Below are 15,322 nucleotides of genomic sequence, written 5' to 3' on the forward strand. Positions count from 1 at the left end.
GATGATCAAAAGCTTTCAACTGACCCACGGCGCCCTGCATGCAGTCGAACGGCTGGACGCCGAAGTGATGTTGTTCAGCAACCCCGATGCCGCCGAGCGGGATCTGCTGCACAGCCATTTCAAGCTCGATGAACACGCCCTGGCCTCGGCCCTGGACCCCGACGAGGTGTCGCGCATCGAGTTTCACCCCGACAACCTGTTCCTGATCTGGAAGCGCCCGGAAAACTACTCCGGTGCAGGCAGCCTGGCCTTTGAAGTGTCGTCCTGCGGCTTGCTGTTTTCGCCGCGCAGCCTGCTGGTGATCGCCACCGATGACTCGCCGCTGCACGGGCTCGGCACCCGCCAACGGCTGAATACGCCGCTGGATGTGTTGCTGGATTTACTGTTCAACAACATCCATCACTACCTGGGCCACCTCAAGGTGATCAAGCTGGTTGCCCGGGAGTTGCAGCAGAAATTCAATGCATCGATGGAAAACCAGCACCTGATCCAGATGTTCAATCTCAGCGAAAGCCTGATCTATTACATCAACGCCATCCACAGCAACGGCGCGGTGCTGACCCGGCTGCGCAACCATGCGGAAAAGGAGCACTTCAGCGCCGAGTCCATCAGCCTGATCGACGACCTGATCATCGAAAACAACCAGTGCTACAAACAGGCGGAAATCTATTCCACGGTGTTCTCCGGGCTGATCGACGCCCGGGGCAACCTGATGAACAACAGCATGAACAACCTGCTGCGCAAACTGACGTTGATCAACGTGGTGTTTTTGCCGTTGAACCTGATTGCGAGCATTGGCGGCATGTCCGAGTTCAGCATGATGACGTCCGGGACGCCGTGGTGGGTTTCGTATCCACTGTTTCTGACGGCGATGATGTTGGGGGCGGGGGTGATGGTGCTTGGGCTCCGGCGGTTGGCCAGGTGATGGGTGTTGCCTGATCTGGCGCCGTCGCGAGCAGGCTCAAGGCATCGGGCATTTCGGATCAGCCCGTTGAGGTCGACGCCGCCATTTTCCGATGCTGTTGAATCCCACACACCACCAAATACAACAACGGCCCAATCGACACAAAAATGGCCGTGAGCAAAAGATACGGAATCACGGACAACGCCGACTGCCCGCGTTTGCGAGCATCCCGGTACATCCAAACCCCCGCCAGCGTCGCCAGCAAATACAAATCAATCACCACCTGCGCCGTATCCGGCCGCGACATCAGGCTGATGCCAAAATCAATCAACGACTGTTCCGCCGACAGCATCACCGAAACGGTGTAGCCAGCAAACGCAATCAGGGCGATCAGGGGCAGGGCGACAGACTTCATGGTTTCCTTCCTTGGGGACGATGAGCAGAATGGCCAGCCTACAGAGGCTCAACAAAATTGGCCATTGACTTGCCATCAGCGCCCGGCTAATTTCAACCCATGACTTCCACCGTATTGCGCTGCCAGCCAAGCATTATTACCGCCATTCCTTATTTGGCGGGCTAGCTCACGACTGCAGCACCCAACCCGCCCTAGAGGCGGGTTTTTACTTTCTGTCTCCTGGGTCTTGAACCGGAACACGTCCGGCGTAGGAGCTGCCGAAGGCTGCGATCTTTTGCTTTTGAAGATCAAAAGATCGCAGCCTTCGGCAGCTCCTGCGCCGGGCGGGTACAACAGGAGATGAGCATGAACAGCAGCACCACCGCCCAGCAGAGCTTGCTTGAGCACTACGTGAAAAAGATCCTCGCCGCGCCGGTGTATGAGCTGGCGGTGCGCACGCCATTGCAACCGGCGCCAGCGCTGTCCGAGGCGTTGGGCAACCAGATCCTGCTCAAGCGTGAAGACCTGCAACCGACCTTTTCCTTCAAGATCCGCGGCGCCTACAACAAACTGGTGCAGCTCAGCGATAAGCAAAAGGCTCGTGGCGTAATCACCGCTTCAGCCGGCAACCATGCCCAAGGCGTGGCGCACGCGGCCCGTCAGTTGGGGATTGCCGCGACCATTGTCATGCCGTGCACGACGCCGGAGCTAAAGGTGCTCGGGGTGCGCAGCCGAGGTGCCGACGGGGTGCTGCATGGCGAGAGCTTTCCGTTCGCGTTGGAATACGCCCTGAACCTGGCGCAGCAAACCGGTCGCACCTTTGTCTCGCCGTTCGACGATCCAGATGTGATTGCCGGGCAGGGCACCGTCGCCATGGAGATCCTGCGCCAGCATCAAGGTCCGCTGGACGCGATCTTCGTCCCGGTGGGCGGCGGTGGGTTGATCGCCGGCATCGCCGCGTACGTGAAATACCTGCGGCCAGAAGTGCGGATCATCGGCGTAGAGTCGGAACATTCCGCGTGCTTGCAGGCTGCGTTGCAGGCCGGTGAACGGGTGGTCCTGCCCAACGTCGGCACCTTCGCCGACGGCGTGGCGGTGGCGCAGATTGGCGCTTATGGTTACGAGGTTTGCCGGTTTTGTGTCGACGAAGTCATCACCGTCAGCAACGACGAACTTTGCGCGGCAATCAAGAACATCTACGACGACACGCGCTCGATCACCGAACCCTCCGGCGCATTGGCCGTGGCCGGGATCAAGAAGTACGTGGCCCAGACCGGCGTACGAGGGCAGACCTTTGTGGCCATCGACTCGGGCGCCAACATCAACTTCGACAGCTTGCGTCACGTCGCCGAGCGCGCCGCTGTCTGCGGCACCCCGGCGTGAGCGGATGTCAGGCCAACATCGGGCGCAGGAACGTGCGCTCGTAGCTGACGATAAACTTTTTATCGAGCAGCGAGGCTACCAACGCCGTACTTTCCGGATCGGTCATCGCGATGTGGCGGTAGCTTTCGTAATCCGCCAGCGAAGGAAAACTGAACAGGCAGTAAGCGATATTGCTCGCGCCTTCGGACGGCAGGAAGTAGCCGTGATGAGTACCGCCCAAGCGCTCGACGATAGCGAGCCAGGCCTTGGCGTAGGCTTCGAAGTCGCTCAATTGGTAGGGATCGATTACATATTTGACGTGGCAGGTAATCACGTAGGGCTTTCCTTGTTCAGGTTATTCCTGAAGGGCGGTTCCGACTTTGTCCGAGGCCGACCAGATGCGGTAGCGGACTTCGACGTCCTTGGGCGCATAAATCACCAACGGCAGCTTGCTGTTGTAACGCAACATGAAGCCATCACCGACAACCGGTACGAAGGCGCGCTTCTTCTGAGTACCAGGTGGACAGGCCATCAGTGTGCTCATCGGGCCGATGACTTTTTCCAGTCGATAGAACGGGTAGCCCCAGCCCTCAAGGTTTTTCTCGTCCAGCACACCACCCAGCCGCTGGCGGTTGCAGTCCACTTCAAGGGTTTTACCTGCGAGGATTTCAACCTGGAAGTTTTCTTCCTGAGCCTGCTTGGGCAAATGAATGACTTGGCGGCTGAAGCCGGTTTCAGCTTTCGGGTACGGCGCGACATCCTCGAGCTTGGCCGCGTGGGCGAGGGTGGACAGGCTGGCGATGATCAGCCCGGTGGTCGCACAAATGCGTAAAGAACCCATGGAAGCCTCCTTGCAGGTGTAGGGTGGTTGGCAGGTATTCTTACTGTCATGGGCGCTGAATGCAAACCCGCAACAGATTGCAAAATGCAACGCGCCGAGGGGCGGTTCCGGCATTTTGCAACTGGCCTTATGCTGGCTTTCTCGCTAAGCCCTTGATTTATCAGAGGGTCGAAATGACCCGATGAAAGGCATGCTTTATGCGTCTATTTGGTGCGGCGCACCGGGTTCGGGCGCCTACACTCCAAGAGGCATTTCGCCGTACAACCGTTTGACGCACCCAGGGAATCAGCGGGGACACACCTGTGCAGGGGCGACAAAAGCGGTCAACGTGAAGAGTTGATTGGCAGTCTCACATTAAGGAGAGGGTCGCCATGTTTCTTTCTGCCCTGGAACTACGCAATATCATTGAAAGCAGCTTCCTGCCGAAGCGCTGTCAATGCACGCTGTCGCCTGACCTGTCGATGACCGTAAAGGTATTCGGCGATCACCGGACCGACCAGGTCGATCTGCACGTCAGCGGCATCGATGCCAGCCACCTCAATGGCTGTCGCGAGATCAACGAGCTGATCGCCGGCTTGCGTTCGGATCTGGCGCAGCAAGCGACACCGCATCACTACAGTCCACGATCCAGAGCCGTTTAACCAATCGTTTCACCCAGTTCGACCGTCACGCGCCGGGCCTGCACAAAACCAAGGCCCAGCGCGAACTCGACCAGCACCGCGAGCAAAATCCCGGGGCCGGCATTGCCGTTGAGCCACTCGCCGAATCCCAGCACCGCCAAACCAAAACAGCCGACGATAAAACCATTGCTCAGCGCGTTACGCGCGACCGATACCGGTGCTTTGCGCACCCAATAAAACATGCAGCCCAAGGCTGCAAACAGTACTGCGCTGCGCCGCGCGACAACCCCGGTACCTTCTGAATACTCGATACTCCAGATGGCCAACAACATGTCTGGTACGAAGCCCCAGACCAGCGCCAGGAAAAAACACAAAGACGAGGTGATGCTCGACAACGAGCGAAACGACAACTGCATGGCTAATCCTTGCTGCAGTGAGGAAGGCCCCGAGCATACCTGCCGAAGCATCCCCACGCCTACCGCAAACCGGCAAATCAGAGCTTTCTGTCAGTTCTGGAAGTTGCACGCGTCAGACAATTTCCGATAGCTGATTTCCTCTGGTTTACCGGCGTTGTCGATGTACTTCATATCGGCGGTAATAACCTTGCACTGTTGAGTGGGCGGCTCGGTCATTGAAACCACCTTCGCCACATTCAGTGGCATGCCGTACTCATAAGGCACGGCTTTGGCGTTGGCGGAGGTGTCATTGGCCTGGGCCAGACCGGCGAATACAGTGCAGGCGAGGGCGGTTGTAAGCAGGAACGGACGAATGTTCATGGTGGGACTCCCGTACGACGTGAAGAAAGTTCGGCGCGATTTCGCCCGAACCTGCCGCACTGGGCGTCAGCAAAGCGCTGAAGGCGTGCGGTTCAGTAGAGTCTTTGACCGCGGCGTTAAGCGATGGTTAACCAAGCTGAACGCCGGCTGTCAGGGAGTGGGCAATTTACCGAGGGAGCGTGGGGGCGAATTCGATTCAAGCGATGTTGTGATCGATGGCATCAAAATAAAACAGCACACCTTGAATGTAGTTCGATGTGAATTCACCGGAAATCAACAGAGCATGTACGCCGCGGGCTCGATACCATGGAATTGCAGTTCTCCATCACCGCCGAGCACACACAGCTCAGAATTGGCGCACTGCTAGAGCAAGAAATGCTCAAGAATGATCAACTGCGGGCCCGGTTGTTGGTTTTGTGAGAGGTTTATCTGTGTGAGTTTGGAGTCTCCCTGCAAGCCGGCACTGTCAGACGCCGGCTATGCAGTTCTTTCATCGAGGATCTGTCAGCTCACTTTGGGATTGACCGGCGCGTTTTGCGGCACCTTGCCCGCCTTGTCAGTTGCGGCCAGCTTCGGAACCAACGGCGCAAGAATCCCGATGCCGGTTCCCACCCCAGGCGCACCACCGGTATTCGCCTTGACCTGCGCACCACTGATGGTGACACCGCCAGCATCCACCTTCACAAAGCTCCCACCAGCCTTCGCCGTAAGCTCCATGCCACCCTCAACCACAACCTTTTCCCCAGCGTTGTAGTGAATCTCCTGCCCAGCCTCCACAAACTGCGCCGTCCCCACTTTCACATTCTGGGTAACAGCAACCGTCAAATGATCATCCGCCCGCGCTTCTGTCTTGCGATCCAGATGCGTAATGCGATGTTCTTCAACCTTGAACTCGCTGTAAGTATTCGCCTCAACGGTGTCATGCCGTTCATTGCCGACCCGAATCTTCTGGTCATGCTCAATGTTTTCATCCCAGTCGCGCTGGGCGTGCAGATAGATCTGTTCCGCACCTTTCTTGTCTTCAATCCGAAACTCGTTGTAGCCCTTGCCGCCCGGTGAACTGAGCGTCTTGAACGTGCTGCGGGTTTTGTTCGTCGGCAGGTCGTAGGGGACGACGTTTTCCTTGTGGTACAGGCAGCCGGTGACTAACGGTTGATCCGGGTCGCCTTCCATGAACGACACCAGCACTTCCATGCCGATGCGTGGGATGGCGATGCCGCCGTAGGCGTTGCCGGCCCAGCCGGTGGCGACGCGTAGCCAGCAGGTGGTGTTGTCGTCGCCTTGGCCGTCGCGGTCCCAGAAAAACTGGACTTTGACGCGGCCATATTTGTCGGTGTGGATTTCTTCGCCTTTGGGGCCGGTGACGATGGCGGTCTGGCTGCCGAGGACTTTGGGTTTCGGGTGTTCGAGAGCAGGGCGGAAGTGCGCGTCCCACGGGGTCGCGAGGAAGCGGTTGCGGTAGCCCTGGTGGAAATCGTCTTTGTTGTCGGTGACGTCGCTGGTGGTGTTTTCGCCGAGCACTTGCGGTTGTTTGCCTTCGTGGACGACTTCCAGCAGCAACCAGAGGTCGTTCCATTCGGCGCGCGGGTGTTCGCTCAGGGCCAGGAAGTGGCCGCTAACCAGAGTCGGTTCGTCGCTTTTGCCTTCGGCGAGTTTGTAGTCGCTGCGATGGCGTTCCAGCGCGCGGGTCGCCAGTTGCTTGCCGCGTTCGCGGTCGGTGAAGCGGCCGGGGTAGTCGTAGTCTTCGAGGTCGGGGGCGAATTCGGTTTTGGACGCGCCTTCAGGGAGGATGCGTGGTTTCTCGAAGTCGTAGTCCCGGCGGCTGACGCGGGTGGTGCGGGTTTCCAGGCGCAGGTTGAAGCGCTTGATCACTGTTTTTTCGGCGGCCATCCCGGAGTCTTGCTGGTAGCTCACGGGCGCGAGTTTGCGGAACACCGTCTGGTCGTCGCCGAACACCAGTTTGTGGCCGCTGGACGAGTGCTGGAAGTGGAAGTGAATGCCTTCTTCTTCGCACAGGCGCTGGATAAAATGCAGGTCGGATTCGTCGTACTGCACGCAGTAATCGCGTTCGGGGTAGATCGCGCCGAGCTGGAAGCTGTAGGCGTCGGCCAGAATGCCGCGTGCTTCGAGGACCTGGCCGATGATCTTCGGCACGGTCAGGTGCTGGAAGATTTGCTGGTCATGGTTGTGTCGCAGGTAGGCGAGTTGCGGCACCAGGCTGACGCTGTAGCGGGTCAGCTTCTTGCCGGAGTCGCCTTGCTCGATGCGATAGACCAGGCCGTGGATGATGCCTTTGCCGGTGGCGCCGAAGGTCAGGCAGCCAGGCTTGTGCAGCAGCTCTTCGAGTTTCAGGTCGGGGCGGGCGCTGACCAGTTCGATGTCGAAACAGAACGGTTGGTTGAGGGCTTCGCGACCGACGAAACTGAGCACTTGAAGGTCGGCGGAAACACCTTCCAGCGTGAGGGTGATATGGGTTGCGTTCGCGTCCAGCATGCCTTGAATTCCGTCCTTTGAATAAGCTGGGGCGGATGGTGCAGGATTAAGCGGGCTCGTTCAAGGCGCAAATGCCGTAGACGCCGCCCGTCGACGGTATAGGGAAAACCCTTAGGCGGAGGTTTTCGCCTAATGAAACCGGGAAGATCCATGGTCAGGGTCGGTGCTGATGACGCGATAACGTTCGAGCTGGGGTCGAAGAATCGTCAGTCAGTTTCAGACTAAAGTCGCCTGTAGCACGTCAAAGCCATCTGCCATCATTGCCGCTCACCCCTGCGTGTCCACTTCTTCCCGGCTCAACACTGACCCGGGACGGGAGCTATTTTTCTGGCTTATTGCGCCTCGCGCAAACGCTGTATTGTTGGAGTTTTTCATGCGTTCCCCATTCCCCCTCATCACCCCGCGCCAGTCGTTTGGCTGCGGAGCCTTAGTGTTGTGCGCCGGTTTTACTGCGCAGGCGCAGGCCAGCGGTTTGCTGGAAGACACCACGGCGAAAATCGAATCGCGCACGGTGTATTTCAACCGCGATTTCCGTGATGGGCACACCTCGAACGATCAGGGCGCCTCCAAGCGTGAAGAGTCGGCTCAGGGCTTTATTCTCAACCTGCAATCGGGTTACACCGAGGGCACGGTCGGTTTCGGTATCGATGCACTGGGCATGCTCGGCTTGCAACTGGATTCCAGTCCCGACCGCAGCAACAGCGGCTTGCTGCCGTCCAGCGGGCAGGATCCGCGCGGCTCAAAGGGTCAGTACGCGAAAATGGGCCTGACCGCCAAGGTGCGTATTTCGGACACAGTATTGAAGTACGGCGCGCTGCTGCCGGATCTGCCACTGCTGAAATACAACGACGGTCGTCTGCTGCCGACGATGTTCAACGGCGCGATGCTGACATCGAAAGAAGTCAATGACCTGACCTTCACGGCGGCGCGCCTGGACAAGTACACCGCTCGCGATTCCACGGATTCGCAAGACATCCGCGTGCACTGCAAGAACAAGCGCTATGCGTGCAACACCACCGCCGATCATTTCGACATGTATGGCTTCGACTACAAGATCAATGAGCGCCTGACTGCTCAGTATCACTACGCCGAGCTGGAAGACATCTATCGTCAGCATTTCGTGGGTTTGCTGGCCAATCAGCCGTTGGCTGGCGGTCTGTTGAAGGCTGATCTGCGCGTGCTGAAAAGTGCCGACAGCGGTGATGCCAAGGCAGGTTCCATCGATAACCGTGCGTTGAGCGGCATGCTGTCCTATGCCATCAGCGGCCACACGTTCAGTGCCGGTTGGCAGCGCATGAACGGCGATAACTCGATGCCGTACCTCGATGGCAGCAATCCTTATCTGGTCAACTACGTGCAGGTCAACGACTTCGCCGCCGCGCAAGAGCGCTCGTGGCAGTTGCGGTATGACTATGACTTCAAGGCGATCGGCATCAATGGTCTGAGTTTCCTGACCCGTTATGTCAACGGTGATCACATCAAGGTGTTGGGCAGCAATCAAGAGGGCAAAGAGTGGGAGCGTGACAGCGAGTTGAAGTACGTGATTCAGACCGGCACGTTCAAGGATGTGAGTTTGCGTTTGCGCAATTCGACGTATCGGACCAACTACGAGAAGTTTGCTCGAGATGTCGATGAGACGCGGTTGATCGTCAGTTATAACTTTTCTGTGTTGTAAGGCATCGAGTTGTAGCGCCTGATCGATTGCTTTCGCGAGCAGGCTCGCTCCCACAGGGGATCTTCACTAAAAACCAATCCCCTGTAGGAGCTGCCGAAGGCTGCGATCTTTTGACTTTGTTTTCAAGATCAAAAGATCGCAGCCTGCGGCAGCTCCTGCATGGGGGCGTTTATAACCAATGCCAAAACCGACTCCAGAATCCCCGATTCAGATCGTTCTTGCACCCGGCGTACTGCTGCGCATACATATCGGATCGGCCCTGAACCTTGCCGGCCGTGGCCACCAACCAGGCTTTGCTGGCGAAGGTTTTCTGACGATACCCGCCCCATCCTTCGTGGTAGTTGAGGTATTGCCCGAAGGCGTCGTATTTGTATACGCCGTTGATTGACGTGGTTTTGTCCATGTACCAGCCGACGAAGTCGATGGCGTCATCGAATTTCTCGCGGTTGGCGCCGCCTCGGCCGGTACTTTTTTGATAGTCGGACCAGACCTCATCCTTGGCCTGGGCGTAGCCCGATGCCGTCGACACTCGGCCCCACGGGATTATCCAAAGCAGGTATTTGCGCGGCGTCTTGGCGTCGTGACGATAGCCGGACTCTTGATACATGATCGCGAAGGGCACCTGGATCGGCACGCCCCAGCGTTTTTGCGTGACTTGGGCGGCGTCGTACCAGTCGCTCTTTTCCCGGAAGATATCGCAGATATCATTGGGGGAGCGAGGTGGTGAGGTGCTGCAACCGGCCAGCAATGTCGTGAGTAACAAAAGTCCAGCCGTCTGCCTTGAGTTCAAAAGCCCATCTTCCTGTCATGCGCATAAAAAGGGCGATAGTTTACGCACTCGATGCGCGGACGGGGAGGGAATGTGAGATTGGCGGTGTGGGGTCGACCGCTATCGCGAGCAAGCTCGCTCCCACAGTAGATCTTATGCGAACACCGGTTTGGTGTTCGGCAACGATCCAATGTGGGAGCGAGCTTGCTCGCGATGGGGCCCTCAGGATCAGCGCAAATCCAACTGCTGCCGATACGGCAAATCCGGCCCGGTCTTGCTGCACGTCAACGCCGCCGCTTGCACTGCAAACTTGAGCATCGCATCAATCTGCTCACGGCTCAGCCGTTGCACACCGTCCACCGAATCCAGTTGCTGCTCGGTCAACCAGGTAATCAGCGCTGCCTGAAAAGTATCGCCGGCGCCCACGGTGTCGGCAATCTTCACCGAACACGCCGGCACCGACCACGAACCATGGGCACGGCTGAAGACAGTCGCGCCTTCGCCGCCACGGGTCAGGAACACCAGTTGGCAACGATGCTGGAGCCAGCCTTCGATCACCCGTTGTGGATCTTGCTCGGGGTACAACAGGCTCAAGTCTTCATCGCTGACTTTGATCAGGTCGGCCAACTCCACCAGTTCCGCGATCCGTTCCCGCCACAGGAGGATGTTCGGTTCGGGATTCAGGCGTACGTTGGGATCAAGACTGATCAGGCGTTTACCACTTTCGCGCTGGACCAACGTCAGCAGCGTCTCGGCAATCGGCTGCACCACGAGCGAGTAAGAGCCGATGTGCAAACCGCGCACTTCAGGTCCCAGTTCCGGCAGATGCTCCAGGCGCAACTGCCGATCCGCGCAGCCTTCACCGCGGAAGCTGTAATGCGGCGAGCCATTGGCGCCGACCGCGACCATCGCCAGCGTCGTCGGTGCGGCGAAATCCACCAGGTAGTCCGGGCGTACGCCTTCATCCTGCAATACTTGCTGCAAGCGACGGCCGAGGTAGTCGGTGGACAGCCCGGCAAACAGCGCCGCGTCCACGCCCAATCGGCGCAAACCCACCGCCACGTTGAACGGCGAGCCGCCGGCAATCGCCTTGAAATTCACTTTTGAAGCCAGACCACTGGCATCGTCTTCGCTGAAGAAATCGAACAGCGCTTCACCACACACCAGATACATAATTGTTCGCTCTTTAAAGGGTTGCGACATGCTGTTGATAGCGTTCGTAGGCCTGCTGAGCGGCCGCCACATTCTCGGCGATCGGCAGGGTTTCGCTGGCCATGTCGAGTTTCACGCAGCGCTCGCACAAATCTGCCAGCGTGCTTTCGTGGCCGTTAGACCAGGACTTGCACCACGCCGCTTGAATCGCCGCGCCGAGGGCGGCGGCTTCGCTTTGTTCGGTGCAGATGACCGGGGTGTTCATGATATCGGCGACGATCTGCCGCCACACCGGACTTTTCGAGCCGCCGCCGATCAAACAAATGCTGCGGCTTTGTAAGCCATTCTGACGCAATAGGTCCAGCCCATAACGCAAACCGAAGGTCGTGCCTTCGACCACGGCCCGGCACAAGTTGGCCTGGGTCAGGTTGGTCATCGTCAGGCCCAGCAGGCTGCCGGTGGCGTGGGGCAGGGCGGGGACGCGTTCGCCGTTGAGGAACGGCAGCATGCTGACGCCTTCCGCACCGATGGGCGCCTGGGCAACCAGATCGTTGAACTGTTCGATGTCCAGCGCGAACAGGTCGCGGATAACCCCGGAGGCATTGGTCAGGTTCATGGTGCAGATCAACGGCAACCAGCCGCCACTGGAGGAGCAGAATGTCGCGACCGACGCGTCCGGGCTGACCTTGGGCTGTTCGGCATAGGCGTAAACCGTGCCGGAGGAGCCGAGGCTCATGGTGATCGCGCCGGGCTGGATGTTGCCGGTGCCGATGGCGCCCATCATGTTGTCGCCGCCGCCACTGGAGACCAGTGCTTGCGGGTTGATGCCCAAGTGCTCAACGATGCTGGGCAGGATTGTGCCGACGGCTTGATGGGCGTCGATTAGCTCCGGCAGTGCCGCTTGCAGCCGGCCGGTCGGGTCGATGTCCCGCAGTATCTGCAAGTCCCATTGGCGGGTGCGCACGTTGAAATAACCGGTGCCCGAGGCGTCACCGTATTCACTGCAACTGCGGCCGGTCAGCCAATAATTGAGGAAATCGTGGGGCAGCAGGATTCGGGCGATCCGGGCAAAGATCTGTGGGTGTTGTTCTTTGGTCCACAGCAGTTTTGACACGGTGTAGCCGGGCGCGATGACAATGCCGAGGCGTTCCAACGAGCCTTTTTCGCCGCCGAGATGGGCGAGTAGACGATCGTTTTCCGCGGTGGATTCGGTGTCGCACCAGAGCTTGGCCGGGCGCAGGACCTGGCCTTGGTCGTCGAGCAGCACCAGCCCGTGTTGCTGGCCCGAGACGCCAATGCCGAGGATGTCCTGGCCGTCGACGTTGGCGGCGAGCAGGGCACGGCGGGTCGCTAGGGTGAAGGCTTCCAGCCATTGATTGGTGTCTTGCTCGCGGCGACCATTGGCACCGCTGATGAGCGTGTGGGCCGCGGCGCCCTGGCCCAGCACCTGACCGCTGACGGCGTCGAGGATGATGGCTTTGGTGCCTTGGGTGCCGCAGTCGATGCCCAGGAATAATTGTTGGTTTGTCACAGTGAATCCTCAGGGTGTCAGGTGTTACTGGGTATGGCGCCTATTCGCGAGCAGGCTCGCTCCCACAAGGAACGCATTTCAAAATGTGGGAGCGAGCCTGCTCGCGAAGGCGTCAGTTGCACCGCATCACTCAGCCAAGAATCCGTTCCAGGGTCCGCGTTACCCCAACCTCTCGCAAGCTGTTGCAGCACCACTCAAACGCTGTCACAAACTCTGGCGAACGCGGGATCGCGGTGCCAAAGATCTCCTCAACCTCCAGCAACCGCTGAGTGATCAACGCGTCATCGGTCACCAGCGCCTGACAGAACGCCGCCCGTGGATCCGGAATCGAATAGGTATCGCCATTCTCATCCACACCCTTCAAGTACAACGCCCAAGCCGCCACCACCAACGCTGCACGCTTGGTCTCCTGACCGTCGGCAATCAAGCGGTTAAGCGTCGGCACGGTGAATTTCGGAAACTTCGACGAGCCGTCCGAGCACACGCGCTCCAGTTGATCGGCAATCGCCTGATTGGAGAAACGCGCCACCAGAGTGTTCTTGTAGTCGGTCAGATCAATCCCCGGCACCGGCGCCAGTTGCGGCGTGACGTCCAGGTCCATATAAGCCCGCATGTAGCGCACGAACAGCGGGTCATTCATGGTCTCGTGAACGAAGCGGTAACCCTTGAAAAACCCCAGATACGTCAGGGCCAGGTGGCTGCCGTTCAGCAGTTTGATCTTCATCTCTTCGTAAGGCGTGACGTCGTTGGTGAACTGCACGCCAACCTTTTCCCAGGCAGGGCGACCGTTGACGAACTTGTCTTCCAGCACCCACTGCACAAACGGTTCGCAAACCACCGGCCAGGCATCGTCGACCGCATGTTTGTCGTGCAATTGCAGTTTGTGTTCAGTGCTGGTCATCGGCGTGATGCGATCGACCATGGCATTGGGGAAACTCACGTTCTGGTCGATCCATTCCCGCAAGTCGGCATCGCGCAGGGCGGCGAAGGCCAGCAATGCCTTGCGGGTGACCGCGCCGTTGTGCGGCAGGTTATCGCAGGACATCAGCGTGAACGCTGGCGTACCGGCAGCGCGCCGTTTGGCCAGCGCCGCACAGAGAAAACCGAACACGGTTTTCGGTGCATTCGGGTTCGCCAGGTCGTGCTGGATCAGCGGCAGGTGGGCCATGAACTCGCCGTTGCTGTCGTCGATGCAGTAGCCACCCTCGGTGATGGTCAGCGAGACGATGCGGATCTCGGGGTTGGCGAGTTTGTCGATCAACGCTTCGGCGCCGTCTTCAGCCAGCAACATGTCGCGTATCGAGCCGATCACCCGGACTTCGGCGTCGTCGTTGTCGCCCAGTTCAAACAAGGTGAACAGGTAATCCTGTTCCTTCAAATCGTCCCGGGCGCGGCGGTCTTCGGCGCGCAGGCCGACCCCGCAGATCGCCCAGTCCAGGCCTTCGCCGGTATTCATCAACGCATCGGTGTAATACGCCTGATGCGCCCGATGGAAACCGCCGACGCCGATGTGGGCAATGCCTTGGCGCGTGTCGCTCAGGGCGTAGGCGGGCAGGGCCACCTCGGGGGCGAGGCGATTGAGGTTCTGTTTATTCAGTTTCATCGCATAGTCTCGTCAGGCTGCAGCGCGCAACGGGCGGGTCAGCGCCACGCCGTCGGCATCGAATAAATGGCAGTGTTCAGCGTCCAGGTGCAGGCTTAGCGCCTCGCCATAACGGCTGGCCAGGTCACCGCGAACGCGCATGGTCAGGGCTTCGCCGGACGAGGTCACAACGTGGCAGAAGGTGTCGCTGCCCAGTCGTTCACTGACGTCGGCGGTAACTTGCAAGGTGCAGTCGCCGGTTTGCGCCAGGTTCAGGTGTTCCGGGCGAATTCCCAGGGTCACCGCTCCGCCGACACTCAGGTTGGCACCGCTTAGCGGCAGCGTGATGCGGGTGCCGGCGTCCAGGAGCACTTCAACGTTCTGGCTTTCGACGCGGGTGACTTTGCCCTTGAGGAAGCCCATTTTCGGCGTGCCAAGGAACCCGGCGACAAACAGATTGGCTGGCTGGTGATACAAGTCCAGCGGCGAGCCGACCTGCTCGATTTTGCCGCCATTGAGTACCACGACTTTGTCGGCCATGGTCATCGCTTCGACCTGGTCGTGGGTCACGTAGATCATGGTGGCTTTCAGTTCTTTGTGCAGGCGCAACAGTTCCAGGCGCATCTGCACACGCAGGGCGGCGTCGAGGTTGGACAGCGGTTCGTCGAACAGGAAGATTTTCGGGTTGCGTACAATCGCCCGGCCGATCGCCACGCGCTGACGCTGGCCGCCGGACAGCTGTTTCGGCTTGCGCTCAAGCATCGGCCCGAGTTCGAGGATGCGTGCTGCTTCGCCGACTTTCTTCTCGACTTCGGCCTTCGGAACACCGGCCAGGTCGAGGGCAAACGACATGTTCTTTTTCACGGTCATGTGTGGGTACAGGGCGTAGGTCTGGAACACCATTGCCAGGTCACGCTTGGCCGGACTGACTTCGGTGATGTCGCGGCCATCGAGTTCGATGGTGCCGCCGCTGACTTCTTCAAGGCCGGCGATCAGCCGCAGCAGCGTTGATTTACCGCAGCCCGACGGGCCGACGAACACTACGAATTCTTTGTCATTCACTTCAAGGTCGATGCCTTTGATGATGGAGAAGCCTTCGAAGCCTTTTTGCAGATTCTTGATTTTCAGGTTGGCCATGATGATGGGCCTCCGCTTTTAGTTATTCAGTTGGGCGCGCCTTTAAGATCAAAAGATCGCAGGCTGCGCCAGCTCCTACACGGAGA

General features: G+C 58.9%; 15 protein-coding genes. 4 read left to right on the forward strand and 11 right to left on the reverse strand.

The window, feature by feature from the left end; genetic code table 11:
• The first annotated feature begins 1 nt into the window (after position 1).
• Positions 2 to 925 carry a magnesium transporter CorA family protein gene (locus JFT87_RS18035; protein WP_201203352.1) on the forward strand — a complete coding sequence of 308 codons (924 nt, stop codon included), beginning with the start codon at positions 2 to 4 and terminating at the stop codon, positions 923 to 925.
• Between the two features lie 58 nt (positions 926 to 983).
• Here JFT87_RS18035 and JFT87_RS18040 read toward each other — a convergent pair whose 3' ends face one another.
• The gene (locus tag JFT87_RS18040) at positions 984 to 1,319 is read right to left on the reverse strand and encodes a DUF2834 domain-containing protein (protein WP_201203353.1); all 336 of its coding nucleotides are present in this window, start codon (positions 1,317 to 1,319) and stop codon (positions 984 to 986) included.
• A gap of 345 nt (positions 1,320 to 1,664) precedes the next feature.
• On the opposite strand from JFT87_RS18040, the gene ilvA reads away from it, so the two are divergent.
• Positions 1,665 to 2,681, forward strand: coding sequence for a threonine ammonia-lyase, biosynthetic (gene ilvA, locus JFT87_RS18045; protein ID WP_201203354.1), 1,017 nt, complete (start codon positions 1,665 to 1,667; stop codon positions 2,679 to 2,681).
• Positions 2,682 to 2,688: 7 nt separating this feature from the next.
• Here ilvA and JFT87_RS18050 read toward each other — a convergent pair whose 3' ends face one another.
• Both JFT87_RS18050 and eco read right to left on the reverse strand, forming a co-directional pair.
• On the reverse strand, positions 2,689 to 2,994 hold the full coding sequence (locus JFT87_RS18050) for an NIPSNAP family protein (protein ID WP_201203355.1): 306 nt from the start codon (positions 2,992 to 2,994) through the stop codon (positions 2,689 to 2,691).
• A gap of 21 nt (positions 2,995 to 3,015) precedes the next feature.
• A complete protein-coding gene (eco, locus tag JFT87_RS18055) occupies positions 3,016 to 3,501 on the reverse strand; it encodes a serine protease inhibitor ecotin (RefSeq protein WP_201203362.1) in 486 nt (161 codons plus the stop codon).
• 371 nt (positions 3,502 to 3,872) lie between these two features.
• Between eco and JFT87_RS18060 the strand changes: the two genes are divergently transcribed.
• Complete coding sequence (locus JFT87_RS18060; protein ID WP_201203364.1) at positions 3,873 to 4,142, forward strand: DUF1652 domain-containing protein; 270 nt, start codon at positions 3,873 to 3,875, stop codon at positions 4,140 to 4,142.
• Here JFT87_RS18060 and JFT87_RS18065 read toward each other — a convergent pair.
• From JFT87_RS18065 to JFT87_RS18075, 3 genes are all read right to left on the reverse strand, one after another.
• Positions 4,139 to 4,537, reverse strand: a complete 399-nt coding sequence (locus JFT87_RS18065) for a hypothetical protein (protein ID WP_201203366.1) — start codon at positions 4,535 to 4,537, stop codon at positions 4,139 to 4,141. The two genes, JFT87_RS18060 and JFT87_RS18065, sit on opposite strands and share 4 nt — an antisense overlap.
• A gap of 90 nt (positions 4,538 to 4,627) precedes the next feature.
• The gene (locus JFT87_RS18070) at positions 4,628 to 4,897 is read right to left on the reverse strand and encodes a DUF2790 domain-containing protein (RefSeq protein ID WP_201203368.1); all 270 of its coding nucleotides are present in this window, start codon (positions 4,895 to 4,897) and stop codon (positions 4,628 to 4,630) included.
• 504 nt (positions 4,898 to 5,401) lie between these two features.
• Positions 5,402 to 7,390, reverse strand: a complete 1,989-nt coding sequence (locus JFT87_RS18075; RefSeq protein ID WP_201203370.1) for a type VI secretion system Vgr family protein — start codon at positions 7,388 to 7,390, stop codon at positions 5,402 to 5,404.
• A 373-nt stretch (positions 7,391 to 7,763) separates the two neighbouring features.
• Here JFT87_RS18075 and JFT87_RS18080 point away from each other — a divergent pair, with 373 nt between their 5' ends.
• The gene (locus tag JFT87_RS18080) at positions 7,764 to 9,065 is read left to right on the forward strand and encodes an OprD family porin (protein ID WP_201203378.1); all 1,302 of its coding nucleotides are present in this window, start codon (positions 7,764 to 7,766) and stop codon (positions 9,063 to 9,065) included.
• A gap of 169 nt (positions 9,066 to 9,234) precedes the next feature.
• On the opposite strand, the gene JFT87_RS18085 is transcribed toward JFT87_RS18080, so the two are convergent.
• From JFT87_RS18085 to JFT87_RS18105, 5 genes are all read right to left on the reverse strand, one after another.
• Complete coding sequence (locus JFT87_RS18085) at positions 9,235 to 9,855, reverse strand: transglycosylase SLT domain-containing protein (RefSeq protein ID WP_201203380.1); 621 nt, start codon at positions 9,853 to 9,855, stop codon at positions 9,235 to 9,237.
• Between the two features lie 207 nt (positions 9,856 to 10,062).
• Positions 10,063 to 11,007, reverse strand: a complete 945-nt coding sequence (locus JFT87_RS18090) for a carbohydrate kinase family protein (protein ID WP_201203382.1) — start codon at positions 11,005 to 11,007, stop codon at positions 10,063 to 10,065.
• 13 nt (positions 11,008 to 11,020) lie between these two features.
• On the reverse strand, positions 11,021 to 12,517 hold the full coding sequence (gene xylB, locus JFT87_RS18095; RefSeq protein ID WP_201203384.1) for a xylulokinase: 1,497 nt from the start codon (positions 12,515 to 12,517) through the stop codon (positions 11,021 to 11,023).
• Between the two features lie 130 nt (positions 12,518 to 12,647).
• Entirely contained in the window at positions 12,648 to 14,120 is a 1,473-nt protein-coding gene (locus JFT87_RS18100; protein ID WP_201203386.1) for a mannitol dehydrogenase family protein, read from the reverse strand.
• A 12-nt stretch (positions 14,121 to 14,132) separates the two neighbouring features.
• Positions 14,133 to 15,236 (reverse strand): ABC transporter ATP-binding protein, encoded by a 1,104-nt coding sequence (locus JFT87_RS18105; protein ID WP_201203387.1) that lies wholly within the window; start codon positions 15,234 to 15,236, stop codon positions 14,133 to 14,135.
• Positions 15,237 to 15,322: the final 86 nt, after the last annotated feature.

This window comes from Pseudomonas sp. TH15, assembly GCF_016651105.1.
Taxonomy (GTDB): Bacteria; Pseudomonadota; Gammaproteobacteria; order Pseudomonadales; family Pseudomonadaceae; genus Aquipseudomonas.

Bases quoted from the DNA above. Each gene is read 5' to 3' on its own strand.
- JFT87_RS18035 (WP_201203352.1), top strand. From the start codon at position 2: ATGATCAAAAGCTTTCAACTGACCCACGGCGCCCTGCATGCAGTCGAA.
- JFT87_RS18040 (WP_201203353.1), bottom strand. From the start codon at position 1,319: ATGAAGTCTGTCGCCCTGCCCCTGATCGCCCTGATTGCGTTTGCTGGC.
- ilvA (WP_201203354.1), top strand. From the start codon at position 1,665: ATGAACAGCAGCACCACCGCCCAGCAGAGCTTGCTTGAGCACTACGTG.
- eco (WP_201203362.1), bottom strand. From the start codon at position 3,501: ATGGGTTCTTTACGCATTTGTGCGACCACCGGGCTGATCATCGCCAGC.
- JFT87_RS18060 (WP_201203364.1), top strand. From the start codon at position 3,873: ATGTTTCTTTCTGCCCTGGAACTACGCAATATCATTGAAAGCAGCTTC.
- JFT87_RS18065 (WP_201203366.1), bottom strand. From the start codon at position 4,537: ATGCAGTTGTCGTTTCGCTCGTTGTCGAGCATCACCTCGTCTTTGTGT.
- JFT87_RS18070 (WP_201203368.1), bottom strand. From the start codon at position 4,897: ATGAACATTCGTCCGTTCCTGCTTACAACCGCCCTCGCCTGCACTGTA.
- JFT87_RS18075 (WP_201203370.1), bottom strand. From the start codon at position 7,390: ATGCTGGACGCGAACGCAACCCATATCACCCTCACGCTGGAAGGTGTT.
- JFT87_RS18080 (WP_201203378.1), top strand. From the start codon at position 7,764: ATGCGTTCCCCATTCCCCCTCATCACCCCGCGCCAGTCGTTTGGCTGC.
- JFT87_RS18090 (WP_201203382.1), bottom strand. From the start codon at position 11,007: ATGTATCTGGTGTGTGGTGAAGCGCTGTTCGATTTCTTCAGCGAAGAC.
- JFT87_RS18100 (WP_201203386.1), bottom strand. From the start codon at position 14,120: ATGAAACTGAATAAACAGAACCTCAATCGCCTCGCCCCCGAGGTGGCC.
- JFT87_RS18105 (WP_201203387.1), bottom strand. From the start codon at position 15,236: ATGGCCAACCTGAAAATCAAGAATCTGCAAAAAGGCTTCGAAGGCTTC.